The following is a 15,386-nucleotide window of genomic DNA, read 5'->3' as shown; positions in this document are numbered from 1 at the left end:
TTTTATCCTACATTTGAAGTTGAATAATTAACACTTAAATCAACTACTTATGTCACGTATTGCCCTCATTACGGGTGCTTCTTCTGGAATTGGTAAAGCGACCGCAGAAGCCTTTGCAGCCATTGGGATTGACCTAATTTTATGTGGCCGCCGCAAGGAACGTTTAGAAGAACTTGCTATTCAGCTTGGCCAAAAGGTAAAAACAACTTTTTTGGTTTTTGATGTTCGTTCCTACAAAGAAGTTACCGAAGCCATTCAGTCGCTACCCGAAGCGTGGAAAAATATTGATATTCTAATTAATAACGCGGGAAATGCGCACGGATTATCATCAATTCAGGAAGGAGATGTGGCGGATTGGGATGCAATGATAGATGGAAACGTGCAGGGATTGCTTTATGTGTCAAAAGCCGTGATTGATGGGATGGTCGAGCGGGGCAAAGGTCATATTGTCAATTTGAGTTCAGTCGCTGGAAAACAAACCTACGCCAACGGTGCGGTGTATTGTGCCTCTAAAAAAGCCGTAGAAGCCATCAGTGAAGGAATGCGCTTAGATTTAACGCAGCACGGAATCAAAGTGACAAACATTGCGCCAGGGGCCGTGGAGACGGAGTTTTCGTTGGTACGTTTTAAAGGAGACGAAACGAGAGCTTCAAAGGTATATGAAGGTTTTGATCCACTTTTAGCCCAAGATATTGCAGATGCCATTGTTTATGCAGTAAATGCACCAGCACGCGTAACTATCGCAGACTTAACGATTTATGCCTCTGCGCAGTCAGCACCCACAATAATTTTTAGAAAATAATTAAAAAAAAGCTTGACCAAAGAAATTAAATCGCACATATTTGCAGCCCGAAACGACGAAAAAAGGGCATCGGGAGTTTAGCTCAGCTGGTTCAGAGCATCTGCCTTACAAGCAGAGGGTCGGGGGTTCGAATCCCTCAACTCCCACAAAAGTAAAGGAGGCTCATCTGCTTTACAAGCAGAGGGTCGGGGACGGTCGGCCGCTGCCGTTCAATCCCTCAACTCCCACGAACAAACGACGAGTTTGTCAATAAAAATAGTGAAGAAAGACCTTAGGGAGTTTAGCTCAGCTGGTTCAGAGCATCTGCCTTACAAGCAGAGGGTCGGGGGTTCGAATCCCTCAACTCCCACAAAAATAAAGGAGGCTCATCTGCCTTACAAGCAGAGGGTCGGGGACGGTCGGCCGCTGCCGTTCGAATCCCTCAACTCCCACGAACAAACGATGAGTTTGTCAATAAAAATAGTGAAGAAAGACCTTAGGGAGTTTAGCTCAGCTGGTTCAGAGCATCTGCCTTACAAGCAGAGGGTCGGGGGTTCGAATCCCTCAACTCCCACGGAAAATAAAAGGAGACCAATCTGCCTTACAAGCAGAGGGTCGGGGACGGTCGGCCGCTGCCGTTCAATCCCTCAACTCCCACATTAAAAAAGCCTCAGTTATCTGAGGCTTTTTGCGTTTTAAGCACTTTTAGGGAGTTTAGCTCAGCTGGTTCAGAGCATCTGCCTTACAAGCAGAGGATCGGGGACGGTCGGCCGCTGCCGCTCGAATCCCTCAACTCCCACAAAAATAAAGGAGGCTCATCTGCCTTACAAGCAGAGGGTCGGGGACGGTCGGTCGCTGCCGTTCGAATCCCTCAACTCCCACGAAAAATAGAAGGAGACCAATCTGCCTTACAAGCAGAGGGTCGGGGACGGTCGGCCGCTGCCGTTCGAATCCCTCAACTCCCACATTAAAAAAGCCTCAGTTATCTGGGGCTTTTTGCTTTTTAAGCACTTTTAGGGAGTTTAGCTCAGCTGGTTCAGAGCATCTGCCTTACAAGCAGAGGGTCGGGGACGGTCGGCTGCTGCCGTTCAATCCCTCAACTCCCACATTAAAAAAGCCTCAGGTACCTGAGGCTTTTTGCGTTTAAGCACTTGAAATGTAATGCCTCTACTGAGGCTACTTTGAATTACTCTAAAATTTTTGATTGAATACTTAAAATAGAGCGCTACTATTTATCGTCCCAAAAGAGACTGCATCTTAGTAGAAGAAACATTGCGTTCCTAAAATTTCGAAGCATACCGATAAAAATCAATTCTGTTTAAATCCTCTAAAAAAGCTTCGTACTGTGATTCTGGCATGTTTTGTACTGGCAAACGGAATTGTCCACAGTCAAGTCCAATCACCCGCATGAAAGCCTTTCCTGTGGCTATACCGCCATATTTCCCCAAAAGCTGGACGATTTCGATGGATTTTTCTTGAAGTTTTCGCGCTTTTACTAAGTCGCCAGCCTTAAATGCTTCTATCAATTGATGATACAAAGGAGCTGCATAATTGAAGGTGCTGCCCACTCCGCCGCGGGCTCCCATGGCCATTCCTCCCAAAAATACTTCATCCCACCCCCATAAAATATCGTACTTTTCATCTGCAAAGTTTAAACAGCGGTTAAATTCCATCATATCGTGGTGCGTGTATTTGATGCCTTGGAAATTGGGAAGTTGGCCATCCATTTTTTCTAAGAAGTCCACCATTGATACGTTAACACCCGTCAAAACGGGAATATGATAAAAATAAAGCCCCGTTTTTGGAGCAGCTTTACCCACCTCAATGCAAATTTGGGCTAACACCTCAGCTTTATTTAAAATAAAATAATGGGGAGCTAAAATGGCTATGGCGTCGAACTGAAGTTGCTCGGCAAGTTGCGCAAGGAGTTTCATTTCTTGAACGGAATTTCCGCCCACCATGGCAATTTTTAACAAAGGCCCATGGGGAATTTTTCCCCATGCCTTTAATAGCTGCACTTTTTCATCAAAACTCATCGACACTCCCTCACCTGTCGAACCTGCGATAAATGCCCCCTTTACTTTGTTTTGAATGAGCATATCAGCATAAACAGGAATTAGGCTCAGGTTTAGGCTACCATCAGCGTACATGGGGGTAAAAGGCGCGGCTACTAACCCTTCAATTTTTGAAATCATTTGCGTAATAATTTTGGTTGAACGAACATTTTGTTCATCAATAACCTGGTGTTTGGATTAATTTCGGATCGGTATTCAACATCGTGACCGTAATGGGTAAGAGGAGCTTGAAACCTTGCCCTGTCGAAAGATATTGCGGATTGACGTTGGCAAATACATAAGCATCTCCTGCACGTCGTAGCGCCCACCAGCGTTTTCCTTCACCAACAAACTCACGCAGGTATTCATCGAGCAATGCGTTCATATTTTCGGTTTGGCTACTGTTGGTATGAGGCTTGTAAGAAGCTCCGTAGGCCCGTGCTCGAAGGAGGTTGATGTCAACGGATGGGTCAAGTCCTAATTTGGTATTTGCTTCGGCCAAAAGCAAAAGTACATCAGCGTATCTGAAAATCGGGAAATCATTGTCGTACAGTTGAACGCCAGCGTCCACCCGTCCAATAAATTTGGTCAACATAACTCCCGCAATCGGAAAGCCAGCGGTATTTCGGTACATAATTCTAAAGGTTGTTTTGGCACGACGGTCGGCGGGGTCGCTCAGTTTTGAAAGCATAGCATTGGACATTCCTACGCGACTTGCTCCTGAAACAAATGGATAGACGCTGTTTACGGCTGTAGGGGTTCCCGATGGTGCGTCAAAATAAAGGGTGCCTGCTTGGGTGGTATTTACTAAAAAACTACCGTAAGCACCTTGCGTAGCTTCATTTTTTTCAAAACTCAGGCTAAAAATAATTTCTTTGTTATTGCTTTCTTTGGTCGGATCAAAAACGTCGGCATACGTAGCTTGCAAACCTAGGGTAGAAAGGGATTTTACTTCTTCTAAGGCAGCTTTGGCGGCTGTAAAGTCAGCGTTGCCGCCGCCTAAATGAGTCCCAGACCAAATAAACACATCACCTTTGAGCGTAAGGGTAGCTGCGCGGTTCCAATACACCCGTTTGGGGGCGAAGGTCGTCGTTGCTCCAAAAAGTGTAAGGGATTGCTCCAGGTCGTTTTTTATCAATTGCATTACTTCTTGGGCCGAAGAGCGCGTTTTGTAAAGATCGGTAAGGTTACCTACCGATGTCACAGGTTCGGTCGTGATAGGAACTCCTCCCCAAGTTTTGAGCAAGGTGTAATAGATGTACGCCCGAAGCCCATACATTTCGGCCAAATACTGTTTGCGTTTGGTTTCTTCAATAGAAGTTTGGGGAAATAATTTGATGACTGTATTGATTCGGTCGAGTAAATTATAAAAACCACCCCAGTTGCTGGCAGGGACATTGGCGGCACTGATGTTGTGCGACCAATATTGTTTTAACCCCGCATCTTCTGATTCAGTATAAAGACCATCAGCCCAGAGGTCTGAACGCATTTCACCCAAATTGACCAAAGTACTATGGTACCCTCGAAGCGACGCATACACCCCATTGTAGAGCGTAAGTGCGGCGTTGGGGTCTGATAGTACCAATTGCTGATTTAAGGAAGTTTGTGGGGTTACTTCGGCTAATTGTTGTTGGCAAGAAGTAATGGTTAAACATAATCCAACGCCAACAGCAAGGCTTGAAAAAGAAGCATTTATTTTCATTTCGATGTTTTGCTTTTTGTGTTAAAAAATAACGTGACTGCCTAGATTGACTCTTGCTGATTACAAGCTAAGGGTAGCTCCCAGAGTCACAGTTTTGGGTAATGGGAAGCGTCCTGCATCGTTTCCACCGACTTCGGGGAAGGTGCCATTGTATTTGGTCAAATACACTAGATTCGAACCCGTCAGAAATACCCTGAGGTTTTGGACACGATTTCGAGAGAACCTTGATAGCATTTTGGCGGGCATCTCGTAGCTGAGGGTAACTTCGCGCATCGCGAGATAATCTCCTTTTTGCCAGTAATTAGCAGGTGCAGTGGTGCCCCCTCCTGCGTCAGTAAAATAATTGCGACCGTAATTGGCCCAATAATAGCGAGGCAAAGTTCCCGAAGTATTGTCAGGTGACCACGTTTTGGTGACGTCAACGGGGCCATTTTGAGAGCCTTGAACTTGCGACATTCCGCGCAAATACATTTGGTTGACAATCACAAAACCAAGTGAGTAATCAAATTGCCCGTAAAAATTGAAGCCTTTCCACGACAAATTGGTCGAAAAGCCCCCTTGAATGGTTGGAGTTGTGCGGCCGACATAGACGTAATCGCGAAAATCAAGGGTATCGTTTTTGTCAAGGTCTGTCCAACGAGCGTCCCCAAGGAGCTTGATGCGTTTGTTGGTATAAGGTAAAAAGGTGTTTAACAGCTTTGCGTTCGCATCCAATTCGGTTTGATTGGTATAAATTCCATTAAACGTGGGTGCCCATATTTCATCCAGTCCAATTCGGTTTCCTTCTTGCAAACCTGCCACCCAAACCAGCTTGTTTTGGGTAGGATCCCATACTTGAACGGCGCTTTGGCGGTTTTTATCCAAGCCATTGTTGGGCAATTTTTGGGTATAGTTTTTTACTTTGTAAAAATTCGCACTTACATCCCAACTTAGCCCGTTTCCGCTTCGAGGTCTGAGGAGGTTGGCTTTTATCTCCAGTTCAATCCCTTTGTTTTGTAATTGAGCCAAATTGGTGGTATAACTGTTGAATCCTGTCCAAGCTGGAATCGTCAATGAGCTAATTTTATCATAGACGTTGCGCACAAAGTAGTCGGCAATGATGGAGAAACGGTTTCCGAGCAAGCCTACATCCACGCCTAAATTGAGGGTGGTGGCGCGTTCCCACCGCAAATCGGTATTCGTGATATTTCCAGCGGCAAAACCTGGCGCGCCGTTGTAAATTCCGACGTTGCCGTATTGAGGAATTGCGGCATAGTCGCCAAGTGGGGTAATGCTGCCATTTTGTCCCCAACTAATCCTTGGTTTGAAATTAGAAACGTATTTACTGACGATAGAATTGGCAAAGAAATCTTCAAAGTGCATGTTCCATCCCGCCGAGACTCCTGGGAAAAACCCATAGCGATTGGTCGTAAGTTTAGAAGTGCCATCATAGCGCATGTTGAGGGTCAACAAATAGGTATTGGCGTAACTATAGTTAATTCTACCAATGGCCGATGCCAGACGCTGCCAACTCGAAAAAGCGGAATAAGGGATGCCTACGGCGGCGGTAGAAGCCGAGAGCCAAGGGATAAAATCGGTGGCGGCTAAGTTGGCCGTAGCGTTATAATCATAGATTTTGAAGTCGTAAAATTCTCCACCAGCCAGTGCGTTGATGGAGTGATTCCGAAACTCTTTTGCGTATTGCAAAAATCCGTTGTACGAATATTGGGTGGTTCGTTGGTTGGCAAAAGACGAGTTGCGAGTCGCTACAAGTGCACCACCTGTTCCGTTTATGTACGCTTTGGTAAAACTCTCGGAGGTCGTGTAGCGGTAAAATCCTGAGCCTGAAGCTAGTAGTTTTAAAGAAGGGAGGAGTGTGTATTCAAGGTTGAGGCCGCCTGCAAACCGCTGCTCAATGGTTTGATTGTAAAATTTATCTTTGTAATACAGAGGATTCCCAAGCGTACTAGCATCTACTCCTGGGAGAATCTCCCCCGTGAGGTCATGCGTCAAACGGGCAGTAGGAGCAATGCCAGTGAAGCGCTGAATCAGTCCACCGCCCACTGCGCCGCCGTTGTCGGCAGTTAGGTACGAGGGGTTGGTTTTTGTGTTGTATCCCGATAAGTTGAGGGTAATTTTTAAATCTTTACCGACGTTTAACCCACCGTTGAAATTCAAATTGAGGCGGTCCATTTTTGAGCCAATCACCATGCCAACGTCTTTGAGGGCGCCTAATCCCAGTGAAAAATTGCCTTGCTCATTGCCCCCCGAAAAATTGAGATAGTGCTCATTGAGGGTACTTTGTTGTAGAATTAAGTCTTCCAAATCGGCCTGTGACACAGAACGATAAAGTAGGCTATCCATTTGACCTGCCGCAAACGGATTGGGATCCACCAACAAATGGTATTGAGGGTCGCTTAATAACTTACGATTGGCGTTTGAAACCAGTTGAGTCGAATATTTGCCATCTGGAGCAATCCAACCTGAATTGACGCCAAATCCCCAAGCACCTGAAAGTTGGTTTCGGGTATTGTTCATTTCGGCGATATTATTGTCGGCTTTTGCGGCTTCAAATCGGCTGGCAAGCCCTCGGCGATTCCACCGAATGTAATCTTCGGCGGTCATGTAAGCCATCGGATTGCGACGTACGTAGTTTTGGGCGGTTTTGTAGCTGTAAGTTACCTGTGTTTTTCCTTGTTTTCCTTTTTTTGTAGTGACTAAAATAACGCCGTTGGACGCCCGAGAGCCGTAAATTGCGGCCGAGGCAGCATCTTTAAGAAGGTCGATTTTTTCAACATCTTCCATGTTGATACCAAACAACGAAGGAACGATGACGCCGTCCACGACGATTAGGGGAGAACCACTTCCGTTAAAATCAGTTCCACCTCGGAAAACTATCGTTGGGGTGGCGCCTGGTTGTCCCGTTGTTTGTTGCACCCGTAACCCTGCGGCAGTACCTTGCAGTGCTGTCCCTACGTTGGTACGAGGAACAGATTTAAAAACATTTTGATCAATACTGGAAACCGAGCCTGTCAACGATTTACGGCTCTGTTGGCCATAACCAATGACAACTACTTCGTCCAGCGATTTTGACTCTTCGATGAGGACAACCGCGAGAGGTTGTGTGCCTGTCACGTTGATTTCTTTGGTTTGAAAACCAATCATTGAAACGACGAGCATACTTTCTTGACTTGCTTCAATGCTAAACTTTCCCGCGGCGTCACTGGTTGTTCCGCGCGTAGTGCCTCGAACGAGGATAGTAGCACCAGGAAGTGATTGTTGGCGGGCGTCTAAAATCGTACCTGTTACTTGAAATTTAGCCGATTGACCCTTTGCATCAATCATGAGTAACCAACTTACAATAAGTATGACATATTGTAGGGTTTTGTAAGAAATTCGATACATGTGTAACATAAAAAAGGGAATTGGTTTTATATGTATGATGTAACAAAGGTAATAAATAATACATAATGTCAAGAAAAATTGAAATTATTTTCAAAAAATAGGGTGCTTTGTTGTTTTTGACGAGAAGGTAGGCTAATTTAGCCGCATCGTTTCTGATATTAAGTAATACATATTATAAGCAAATGGATTATTCAGACATTCAAAATGATTTGCAACTGACCGATAATCAGACGTTGGTGGACAAGGCTGAAACAAGTATGTTGGAGTTTTTTACCGAGCAACGTTTCAAGGCAGGGGATGTAATTCCGAAAGAAATGGAATTGGCCGCTAATTTAGGCGTAAGTCGAACGGTGGTTCGGGAAGCAATTTCAAGGCTACGGATGAGAGGCTTGTTGGACACCCGAAAAAAGCGTGGAACGGTCATTACGAACCCCGATTTGTTGTCGTTGCTTGAAAAAAATCTTTACCCAGGTATTCTTGATGACACTACCCTTCGGAATATTTTTGAGCTACGAATGGTACTTGAAATTGGAATGGGCGATTTGATTTTTGAACGAGTGACTCAAAAAGACATCGACGAATTGTACCGCATTGTGGAAACGGAACCGACCAATACCGAAGAAATGATTTTTGACATTGAACAGGAGGTAAACTTCCACGGAAAGCTCTACGAAATCACGGGGAACGACACCTTGGCGCGTTTTCAGCAAATGTTGTTGCCCGTATTTGAGTACGTTCACAAAAGTGGAATTCTGCGAAAACAAGTGGTGCAAAAACGATTTGTGTCGCACCGAGGGTTGGTCGATGTCATTCAACATGGCACGCCCGAAACGTTCCGAAATGCCATGAGGAATCATTTCGAAAATCATTTTCAGCGGATTTTTTAAGCCAAACTTCGCTTGAGTACAAGCCTTAGATTTTAACCTAATAACACGCTAGTTCTATGTATTTACTATTTCTATTTACGTTTCTCCTCAATGTGGGTGTTGGGGAAACTGTTGAAAGTCAACAGTCATTACCTCAGGAGGTTACTGTATTTCAAAATGGACTTGAAGGATATAAATGTTACCGAATTCCTGCCATCGTCAAAGCACCTAATGGCGACTTGCTGGCTTTTGCTGAAGCACGCCGCAACAATTGTGGCGATTTTGGCGACGTGGAAATTGTAATGAAAAGTAGTTCTGACCAAGGAAAATCGTGGTCAGCGCTGCAAGTGGTGGCTGATAATGGTTCCGACCAAGCGGGAAACCAAGCGCCCGTTTTTGACCTTACCGATAAGCGCTACCCAAAAGGCCGCCTGTTCTTGTTTTACAACACAGGCACCGCCCACGAACAAGAAGTGCGCGAGGGAAAAGCCATGAGGGAGGTCTGGTTCAAAACAAGTATTGATAATGGACGTACGTGGACTGAGGCGGTCAACATCACGACGCAAGTATCAAAACCTAACCATCCAGCTACCAATCCAGCGTATCGTTTTCAAGAAGATTGGCGCTCGTATGCCAATACTCCTGGGCACGGCTTGCAAATTCAGAAAGGTACCTACAAAGGTCGAATCTATATCGCAGCCAATCATTCGGAAGGCTCTCCGCAGCCTAAGTCAAGAGATTACATTGCGCATGGGTTTTACACCGATGACCACGGGCAATCATTTAAACTGTCTCCCAATGTAGCCTATGCGGGTAGTAATGAGGCGATTGCGGCAGAGACGTCGGACGGTAGTTTGCTTTTTAATTGTCGCAATCAGTCGGGAGATGCCAAGTATCGAATTCAGGCTTTTACCAAAAATGCGGGTGAAACGTGGTCAGAAGTGAAAGTGATGACCGACTTGCCTGATCCAGTTTGTCAGGGAAGTATGATTGATTTTGAGCCCCAAAAAGGGAAAAAAGTGTTGATTTTTTCCAATTTAAACAGCCAAACAAAACGCGAAAAATTGACGATTCGGGTGAGTGAAGACGATGGAAAAAGCTGGTCGGCTGGTAAGGAAATTTATGCAGGTGCAGCGGCTTATTCCGACTTGGTCGTACAAAAAGACCAGCAAATTGGGGTTTTGTATGAAAAAGATGATTATACCAAAATCGTCTATGCTGTTTTTGGATATAACTGGTTGATGAAATAAAGAACCATGAAAAACAGCATCAATTCTTACCTAGCGCAATACCGTCATAACCTCTTGGAAGACGTTATTCCCTTCTGGACAACGCATTCGCTCGACCGAGAAAAGGGGGGCTACTTTACTTGCCTCGACCAAAAAGGAAAAGTATATGATACCGATAAGTTTGTTTGGCTACAAGGTCGCCAAGTGTGGACCTTTTCGATGCTTTACAATCGCGTAGAGCTGCGTGAAGAATGGCTGGAAGTAGCCAAACACGGTGCCGATTTTCTGGAAAAATACGGTCGTGCCGAAGACGGTAGCTGGTATTTTTCGTTGACCCAAACGGGCAAGCCGTTGGTTCAGCCGTACAATATTTTTTCGGATTGCTTTGCCACGATGGCTTTTGGACAACTGTCGAAAGCGACTCAAAATCAGCACTATGCCGATATTGCTAAGCGAACTTTTGACCAAATTTTAAGCCGTAGAAACAATCCAAAAGGGAAATGGAGCAAAGCCGTAGCAGAAACGCGACCGCTGAAGAATTTTGCTTTGCCGATGATTTTGTGCAACCTCTCCCTTGAAATTGAGGAGTTGTTGGATTCAGAATTGGTCAATCAAACCATTCAAGCATGTATTCGGGAGGTGATGGAGGTGTTTTATGAGCCAAATTCTGGCCTCATTTTGGAAAATGTGACACCCGACGGGAAGTTTTCGGATAGCTTTGAAGGACGCCTACTCAACCCTGGGCACGCCATTGAGGCCATGTGGTTTATCATGGATTTGGGCGTACGACAAAACGACGTTGCGTTGATTGAAAAAGCGGTAAAAATTACCTTAGATACCCTTGAATACAGTTGGGATAAAGAATTTGGAGGAATTTATTATTTTCTCGATTTGAAGGGAGCGCCTCCGCAGCAACTAGAATGGAACCAAAAATTGTGGTGGGTACACGTAGAAACCCTAATTGCGTTGCTCAAGGGTTATTTGCATACCCAAAACCCCGCCTGTTGGGAGTGGTTCGAGCGGGTCCATGCTTATACGTGGAAACATTTTCCAGATGCTAGTCACGGCGAGTGGTTTGGGTACCTAGACCGTCGTGGGGATATTTTACTGCCACTTAAAGGTGGAAAATGGAAAGGTTGTTACCATGTTCCGAGGGCATTGTACGTTTGTTGGAAAACGCTGGAAGAGATAAACGCCAAACAAATGGGTTAAAGTTGCACACGATTCGTATAAAATAGGGTATTTTAAGGTATGTTTTAGGTAAGGACACCTGCCTTCTGACAATCTATGTGTATATTCGTACGTTTGATACGAAAAAGCCAATTGCCCTACTATGAAAACCCGATTATCCATGCTCTTCGTTATTTGGAGCTCGTTGGTGCAGTTGGGAGCGATGCAGGAGCCTCAGTGGAAAGTGTACCCCAATCCCGCCACGGAGTACGTAACAGTTGAATTCAAACTGCAATTACCTTCGCGAGTGGTTGTTAAAATTCTTGACCCCAACGGGCAGCTTATACGGTTATTGACCAATGATTTATACCCTACGGGGACGCACTTTATAAAGACCACGTTGTTTTCAATTCCAACGGGTTATTACCTTATTCATTGCGAGCAAGGGGATGAGACTTGGACAAAGAAGTTTGTTGTCAAATAAGTAATAAAGCAAAAGTTTTAGAGTAATTCAAAGTAGCCTCGGTAGAGGCGCAACATTTGTAGTAACAGTAGGTGATTTTTGAATTTTTGCTTCGGAGAAGCATAACAAAGCAACAAGTTATGCTTCTCCGAAGCAAAAGGATTTTATGGATGGGCTCTCTACTACTACAAAGGTTGCGCTTCTCCGAAGCAATATAAACTACTAATACACTAAAATTTATGCGCAACTACTTAAAACTTCGTAAACAAAAATAGCCCTTTTCAGAAGGGCTATTTTTGTTTATCCACTTAATGGAAACTATTTCTTCGGCATCGCAAATATGCTTTCGTCGATGGTTGGATTCAGTTCTAATTTGGTAATAGTCGTTACGATTGCACCCGCTTGAGGATTTGAAATTTCCGTTGTATGGGGAAACGAAATCCCATCGACCACTTTATAATTTGACATTTTTGTATCAACCTCTACCGACTGCCCACTCACCGTTACCTTAATGGATGTTTTGGCCGTAAGATACGTTTTTGTATCAATGTAGTGGGTCATAATGGTGCCGTCTTTGGAAGTAAGTTTTACTTTAAATGTTTCGTTTCCGTCCAAGGTTTCTTTGCCCATTAATTCGGCAACAGCACCTGACTCTTTGATGTTGGCCATACCCGATAAGTCCAATTGCGATGCTGTGGCTTTGACTTGTTCGTCTGGAAGGGCCACGGGGTCAGAACCCTGCATTGGATTAATGGTCCAGCCTTTGTCGCCGTCGATGGCAACAACGATGCTCTGACCCATCACTTCGATGTCGTTGCGCATTCCGCGCTTATGGACAATGACCGACTTGGAGGCCAAATCCATCCCCATGACCGACGTCGTGCTTTCCATTCGCATCGATTTGAGGGCGTTGAGTTTGGCCGAGCCACCACGGGCATCAATGGCCTTAGAAATAATTTCATCGGCTGTTTGTGCGAAACTGGCAGCTGCACTTGCAAAAACGATGGTTAAGGAAAAAAGTAGCTTTTTCATGATTTTATTGGGAAGTTAAACAAGTGCTGAAGCGCCTTTTACGCCCTGAACGTACGAAGTGATGTCTTTTTCAAGCTCAGTGCTTTCTTGCAAAACCCGAATGAAAGCACTACCGATGATGGCGCCACTTGCGTGTTCACAAGCTTTGTTGAAGGTTTCGTTGTCTTTGATACCAAAGCCAATTAAGCGCGGGTTTTTGAGGTTCATGGCATTGACACGCGCAAAATAAGCTTCCATGTCGTGGCTGACGCCCGACTGAGAACCTGTCACGCTGGCCGACGATACCATGTAAATAAACCCTTCACTTGATTCGTCGATTTGGCGAATGCGTTTTTCGGTAGTTTGAGGCGTAATTAAGAAAATATTGAGTATGCCGTACTTGTCAAACGTAGGTTTATAATAGGCTAAGTACTCATCTACGGGCATATCAGGCAAAATAAGCCCATCGACGCCTACTTCGGCACATTGCTGGCAAAAATTTTCAATGCCAAATTGGAGAACGGGGTTGATGTATCCCATTAGCAACACGGGCAGCGTTATTTCTGAACGCATTCCACGAAGTTGCTCGAATAGTTTCTTGACACTCATCCCGTTTTCAAGCGATTGCTCGTTGCTTTTTTGGATGGTTTCACCGTCAGCCACGGGGTCAGAATAGGGCATACCAATTTCAACCAAATCCGCTCCTGCTTCTTCGAGGGCTTTTAGCACACGGCGGGTGTCGTTTAATTGCGGAAAACCTGCCGTAAAATATACGTTTAGATTGTGGGTGGGGTTCTTCTGAAAAAGTTGAACAATTCGATTCATGCTGGGTTTATTTTTTTGGTAAATGTAGGATTTTCCACTACGACAACCAAAATTTGGGGTGTGCCTATTTGGACGGCAAAGCGTACTACTTGGCCAGCAACCTGTTTTTGACAACCACCTCCAATACCCGCTCGCGGAGGTTGCGGCTGATGGGAATGAGTTGATTCTGAATAGAAAGCTCGGTAGGCTCGATGCGCTCGATTTTGGCAATAGCCACCAAATATGATTTATGAACCCGTAAAAATTGGCTTGGGTCGAGGTACTCTTCCACGGTTTTTAGGGGAAGTAGCGTCATAAATTTTCCCCGCAGGGTGTGAATTATCACGTAGTTTTGAAGGGCTTGAACAAACAGAATTTCGTCCACCAAAATTTTCTCGTACTTGCTTTCGCATTTGATAAACAGATAATCGGGCTCGCTGTTTTGAGGTGAGTTTTGAAGCGCCTGATTCTTTAAAAAGTACAAATCTTTGGCTTTGTTGGTGGCTTTGAAAAAACGATTGAACGTGATGGGTTTGAGCAAATAATCGACCACATCAAACTGAAACCCTTCTAAGGCGTAGTTAGGGTAGGCCGTTGTCAAAATGACCATCGGAAGGTTTTGTCTGATTTTTAGAAAATCTAGCCCCGTCATGTGGGGCATTTGAATATCCAGAAATAGAAGGTCAATGGATTGGTTATCAAGTATTTTATTGAGTTCGAGTGGATTTTCTGCCACACCTACAAGGCTTAGGTAATCGACCACCTCAACGTACTTCATAAGCCCTTCGCTGGCCAAAGGTTCGTCGTCCACTATAACGCATCGTAATTTCATAGCTGCCTTCTCCAAGGGGAGTTTTTATAGATGGATGGTTAATGTAACTTTAAAAAAATTCACTCCTCGTTCTATGTCTAAGGTATGTCGATTTGGGTATATCAAATTGAGCCTTCGTTCGACATTTTTTAACCCAATACCCGAATTTTCGTCTGTTTTTTCCGCATTGTGACTGTTTTCGAGGTGCAACTGAAGTACTTTTTCGGTGTCAACTTTCAAATCCAATTTTATAAAATTTTGTTGGGTTTTTCCCTTCGATACGTGTTTAAAGGCATTTTCAACAAAAGGCAACAAAATAAACGGTGCTATCTGATGCCCTGCTGCCGACTCATGGTTTAATTCAAACGCTAATTCGGTTTGATTTTCGTTCAAACGTAGGGTTTCTAATTCAATAAAATTCTCCAAAAATTGAAGGTCTTTGCTTAACAAAATCTCTTGGTCGTTGCACTCATAAAGCTGATAACGAAGCATTTGTGAAAAAGATGCCAGCGACTCAGAGGCTAAATCGGGGTTTTTGTGAATCAGGACAAAAATGGAATTTATGGTATTGAACAAAAAATGGGGGTTAATCTGCGATTTTAAGTATTTCAGTTCGGTTTCGAGATTGGCTTTTTCAAGGGTGAGACGTTTTCTTTCTGCATTTAGCCAGTTTTTGCCCAATTTTATACTCATGGCTAAGGTCATAGAGCCTACCGTAGAAGGCAAAGCCGCCGTAGAAAAAATGACAAACCATTGGTCGGGACGTTTGCCAAATAATTCAAAAAATGTCAGTTTTGAGTAATAAGCGTTCAAAAAATAACCTGCCGTAATGAATGCCGTACACACCAAAACGGTGAGGAGTACTGCCAAAATATAGCTACGATATTTGCCCACATACAAAAACTTCGGGATTAGATAGTATAGAATAAAATAAGCTCCCGCTGCTTGAAAAATAATGTATCCGATGAATTTGACAGGCAATTCTCCTTTAAAAAGATAATTAATTACTCCTTCAAAACTACCTACATTAATCATCATCCAAGCCAGATGGTTGGTAATCCAAAAGGGAATGTGGTGAAGTTTGTATTTGAAAAACCAATGTTGCATTTTC

The 15,386-nt window shown here is 44.3% G+C and carries 12 protein-coding genes and 5 tRNA genes; 10 read left to right on the top strand and 7 right to left on the bottom strand.

Going from position 1 to position 15,386, the window contains the following annotated elements:
* Nucleotides 1-49 precede the first annotated feature (49 nt).
* From AC23N5_RS11540 to AC23N5_RS11515, 6 genes are all read left to right on the top strand, one after another.
* Nucleotides 50-802 carry an SDR family NAD(P)-dependent oxidoreductase gene (locus tag AC23N5_RS11540; RefSeq protein WP_487755689.1) on the top strand — a complete coding sequence of 251 codons (753 nt, stop codon included), beginning with the start codon at nucleotides 50-52 and terminating at the stop codon, nucleotides 800-802.
* A gap of 71 nt (nucleotides 803-873) precedes the next feature.
* Nucleotides 874-948 (top strand) — tRNA-Val (locus AC23N5_RS11535).
* Nucleotides 949-1,076: 128 nt separating this feature from the next.
* Nucleotides 1,077-1,151 (top strand) — tRNA-Val (locus AC23N5_RS11530).
* A gap of 129 nt (nucleotides 1,152-1,280) precedes the next feature.
* Nucleotides 1,281-1,355 (top strand) — tRNA-Val (locus tag AC23N5_RS11525).
* 134 nt (nucleotides 1,356-1,489) lie between these two features.
* Nucleotides 1,490-1,580: transfer RNA gene (locus AC23N5_RS11520), tRNA-Val, on the top strand.
* A gap of 217 nt (nucleotides 1,581-1,797) precedes the next feature.
* Nucleotides 1,798-1,887 (top strand) — tRNA-Val (locus tag AC23N5_RS11515).
* A gap of 174 nt (nucleotides 1,888-2,061) precedes the next feature.
* On the opposite strand, the gene AC23N5_RS11510 is transcribed toward AC23N5_RS11515, so the two are convergent.
* From AC23N5_RS11510 to AC23N5_RS11500, 3 genes are read right to left on the bottom strand one after another with little or no spacing between them, the layout of a single operon-like run.
* Complete coding sequence (locus tag AC23N5_RS11510; RefSeq protein WP_487755688.1) at nucleotides 2,062-2,976, bottom strand: dihydrodipicolinate synthase family protein; 915 nt, start codon at nucleotides 2,974-2,976, stop codon at nucleotides 2,062-2,064.
* 37 nt (nucleotides 2,977-3,013) lie between these two features.
* The gene (locus AC23N5_RS11505; RefSeq protein ID WP_487755687.1) at nucleotides 3,014-4,537 is read right to left on the bottom strand and encodes a RagB/SusD family nutrient uptake outer membrane protein; all 1,524 of its coding nucleotides are present in this window, start codon (nucleotides 4,535-4,537) and stop codon (nucleotides 3,014-3,016) included.
* A 60-nt stretch (nucleotides 4,538-4,597) separates the two neighbouring features.
* Nucleotides 4,598-7,921, bottom strand: a complete 3,324-nt coding sequence (locus AC23N5_RS11500; protein WP_487755686.1) for a SusC/RagA family TonB-linked outer membrane protein — start codon at nucleotides 7,919-7,921, stop codon at nucleotides 4,598-4,600.
* 182 nt (nucleotides 7,922-8,103) lie between these two features.
* Here AC23N5_RS11500 and AC23N5_RS11495 point away from each other — a divergent pair, with 182 nt between their 5' ends.
* The 4 genes from AC23N5_RS11495 (at nucleotide 8,104) to AC23N5_RS11480 (ending at nucleotide 11,670) form a co-directional block, all read left to right on the top strand.
* Complete coding sequence (locus tag AC23N5_RS11495; RefSeq protein ID WP_183976990.1) at nucleotides 8,104-8,808, top strand: FadR/GntR family transcriptional regulator; 705 nt, start codon at nucleotides 8,104-8,106, stop codon at nucleotides 8,806-8,808.
* A 56-nt stretch (nucleotides 8,809-8,864) separates the two neighbouring features.
* A complete protein-coding gene (locus AC23N5_RS11490; protein ID WP_487755685.1) occupies nucleotides 8,865-10,037 on the top strand; it encodes a sialidase family protein in 1,173 nt (390 codons plus the stop codon).
* A 6-nt stretch (nucleotides 10,038-10,043) separates the two neighbouring features.
* Nucleotides 10,044-11,228, top strand: coding sequence for a n-acyl-d-glucosamine 2-epimerase (locus AC23N5_RS11485; protein WP_487755684.1), 1,185 nt, complete (start codon nucleotides 10,044-10,046; stop codon nucleotides 11,226-11,228).
* 139 nt (nucleotides 11,229-11,367) lie between these two features.
* A complete protein-coding gene (locus AC23N5_RS11480) occupies nucleotides 11,368-11,670 on the top strand; it encodes a T9SS type A sorting domain-containing protein (RefSeq protein ID WP_487755683.1) in 303 nt (100 codons plus the stop codon).
* Nucleotides 11,671-11,967: 297 nt separating this feature from the next.
* Here AC23N5_RS11480 and AC23N5_RS11475 read toward each other — a convergent pair whose 3' ends face one another.
* The 4 genes from AC23N5_RS11475 to AC23N5_RS11460 all read right to left on the bottom strand — a co-directional run bounded on the left by AC23N5_RS11475 (nucleotide 11,968) and on the right by AC23N5_RS11460 (nucleotide 15,382).
* Nucleotides 11,968-12,681, bottom strand: a complete 714-nt coding sequence (locus AC23N5_RS11475; RefSeq protein WP_487755682.1) for a LolA-like protein — start codon at nucleotides 12,679-12,681, stop codon at nucleotides 11,968-11,970.
* Nucleotides 12,682-12,696: 15 nt separating this feature from the next.
* The gene (gene trpA / locus AC23N5_RS11470) at nucleotides 12,697-13,485 is read right to left on the bottom strand and encodes a tryptophan synthase subunit alpha (RefSeq protein ID WP_183976980.1); all 789 of its coding nucleotides are present in this window, start codon (nucleotides 13,483-13,485) and stop codon (nucleotides 12,697-12,699) included.
* Nucleotides 13,486-13,570: 85 nt separating this feature from the next.
* Complete coding sequence (locus tag AC23N5_RS11465; RefSeq protein ID WP_183976979.1) at nucleotides 13,571-14,296, bottom strand: LytR/AlgR family response regulator transcription factor; 726 nt, start codon at nucleotides 14,294-14,296, stop codon at nucleotides 13,571-13,573.
* Nucleotides 14,297-14,320: 24 nt separating this feature from the next.
* Nucleotides 14,321-15,382, bottom strand: coding sequence for a sensor histidine kinase (locus tag AC23N5_RS11460; RefSeq protein ID WP_487755681.1), 1,062 nt, complete (start codon nucleotides 15,380-15,382; stop codon nucleotides 14,321-14,323).
* Nucleotides 15,383-15,386: the final 4 nt, after the last annotated feature.

The sequence above is a fragment of the Runella sp. R5_40 genome (assembly GCF_057652295.1).
Note: the sequence above shows the minus strand (reverse complement) of the source record. Positions and strands in the feature narration are given on the sequence as shown.

Excerpts from the sequence above, each read along its gene's own strand:
- AC23N5_RS11540 (WP_487755689.1), top strand. The coding sequence starts at position 50 with ATGTCACGTATTGCCCTCATTACGGGTGCTTCTTCTGGAATTGGTAAA.
- AC23N5_RS11510 (WP_487755688.1), bottom strand. The coding sequence starts at position 2,976 with ATGATTTCAAAAATTGAAGGGTTAGTAGCCGCGCCTTTTACCCCCATG.
- AC23N5_RS11505 (WP_487755687.1), bottom strand. The coding sequence starts at position 4,537 with ATGAAAATAAATGCTTCTTTTTCAAGCCTTGCTGTTGGCGTTGGATTA.
- AC23N5_RS11500 (WP_487755686.1), bottom strand. The coding sequence starts at position 7,921 with ATGTATCGAATTTCTTACAAAACCCTACAATATGTCATACTTATTGTA.
- AC23N5_RS11495 (WP_183976990.1), top strand. The coding sequence starts at position 8,104 with ATGGATTATTCAGACATTCAAAATGATTTGCAACTGACCGATAATCAG.
- AC23N5_RS11490 (WP_487755685.1), top strand. The coding sequence starts at position 8,865 with ATGTATTTACTATTTCTATTTACGTTTCTCCTCAATGTGGGTGTTGGG.
- AC23N5_RS11485 (WP_487755684.1), top strand. The coding sequence starts at position 10,044 with ATGAAAAACAGCATCAATTCTTACCTAGCGCAATACCGTCATAACCTC.
- AC23N5_RS11480 (WP_487755683.1), top strand. The coding sequence starts at position 11,368 with ATGCTCTTCGTTATTTGGAGCTCGTTGGTGCAGTTGGGAGCGATGCAG.
- AC23N5_RS11475 (WP_487755682.1), bottom strand. The coding sequence starts at position 12,681 with ATGAAAAAGCTACTTTTTTCCTTAACCATCGTTTTTGCAAGTGCAGCT.
- trpA (WP_183976980.1), bottom strand. The coding sequence starts at position 13,485 with ATGAATCGAATTGTTCAACTTTTTCAGAAGAACCCCACCCACAATCTA.
- AC23N5_RS11465 (WP_183976979.1), bottom strand. The coding sequence starts at position 14,296 with ATGAAATTACGATGCGTTATAGTGGACGACGAACCTTTGGCCAGCGAA.
- AC23N5_RS11460 (WP_487755681.1), bottom strand. The coding sequence starts at position 15,382 with ATGCAACATTGGTTTTTCAAATACAAACTTCACCACATTCCCTTTTGG.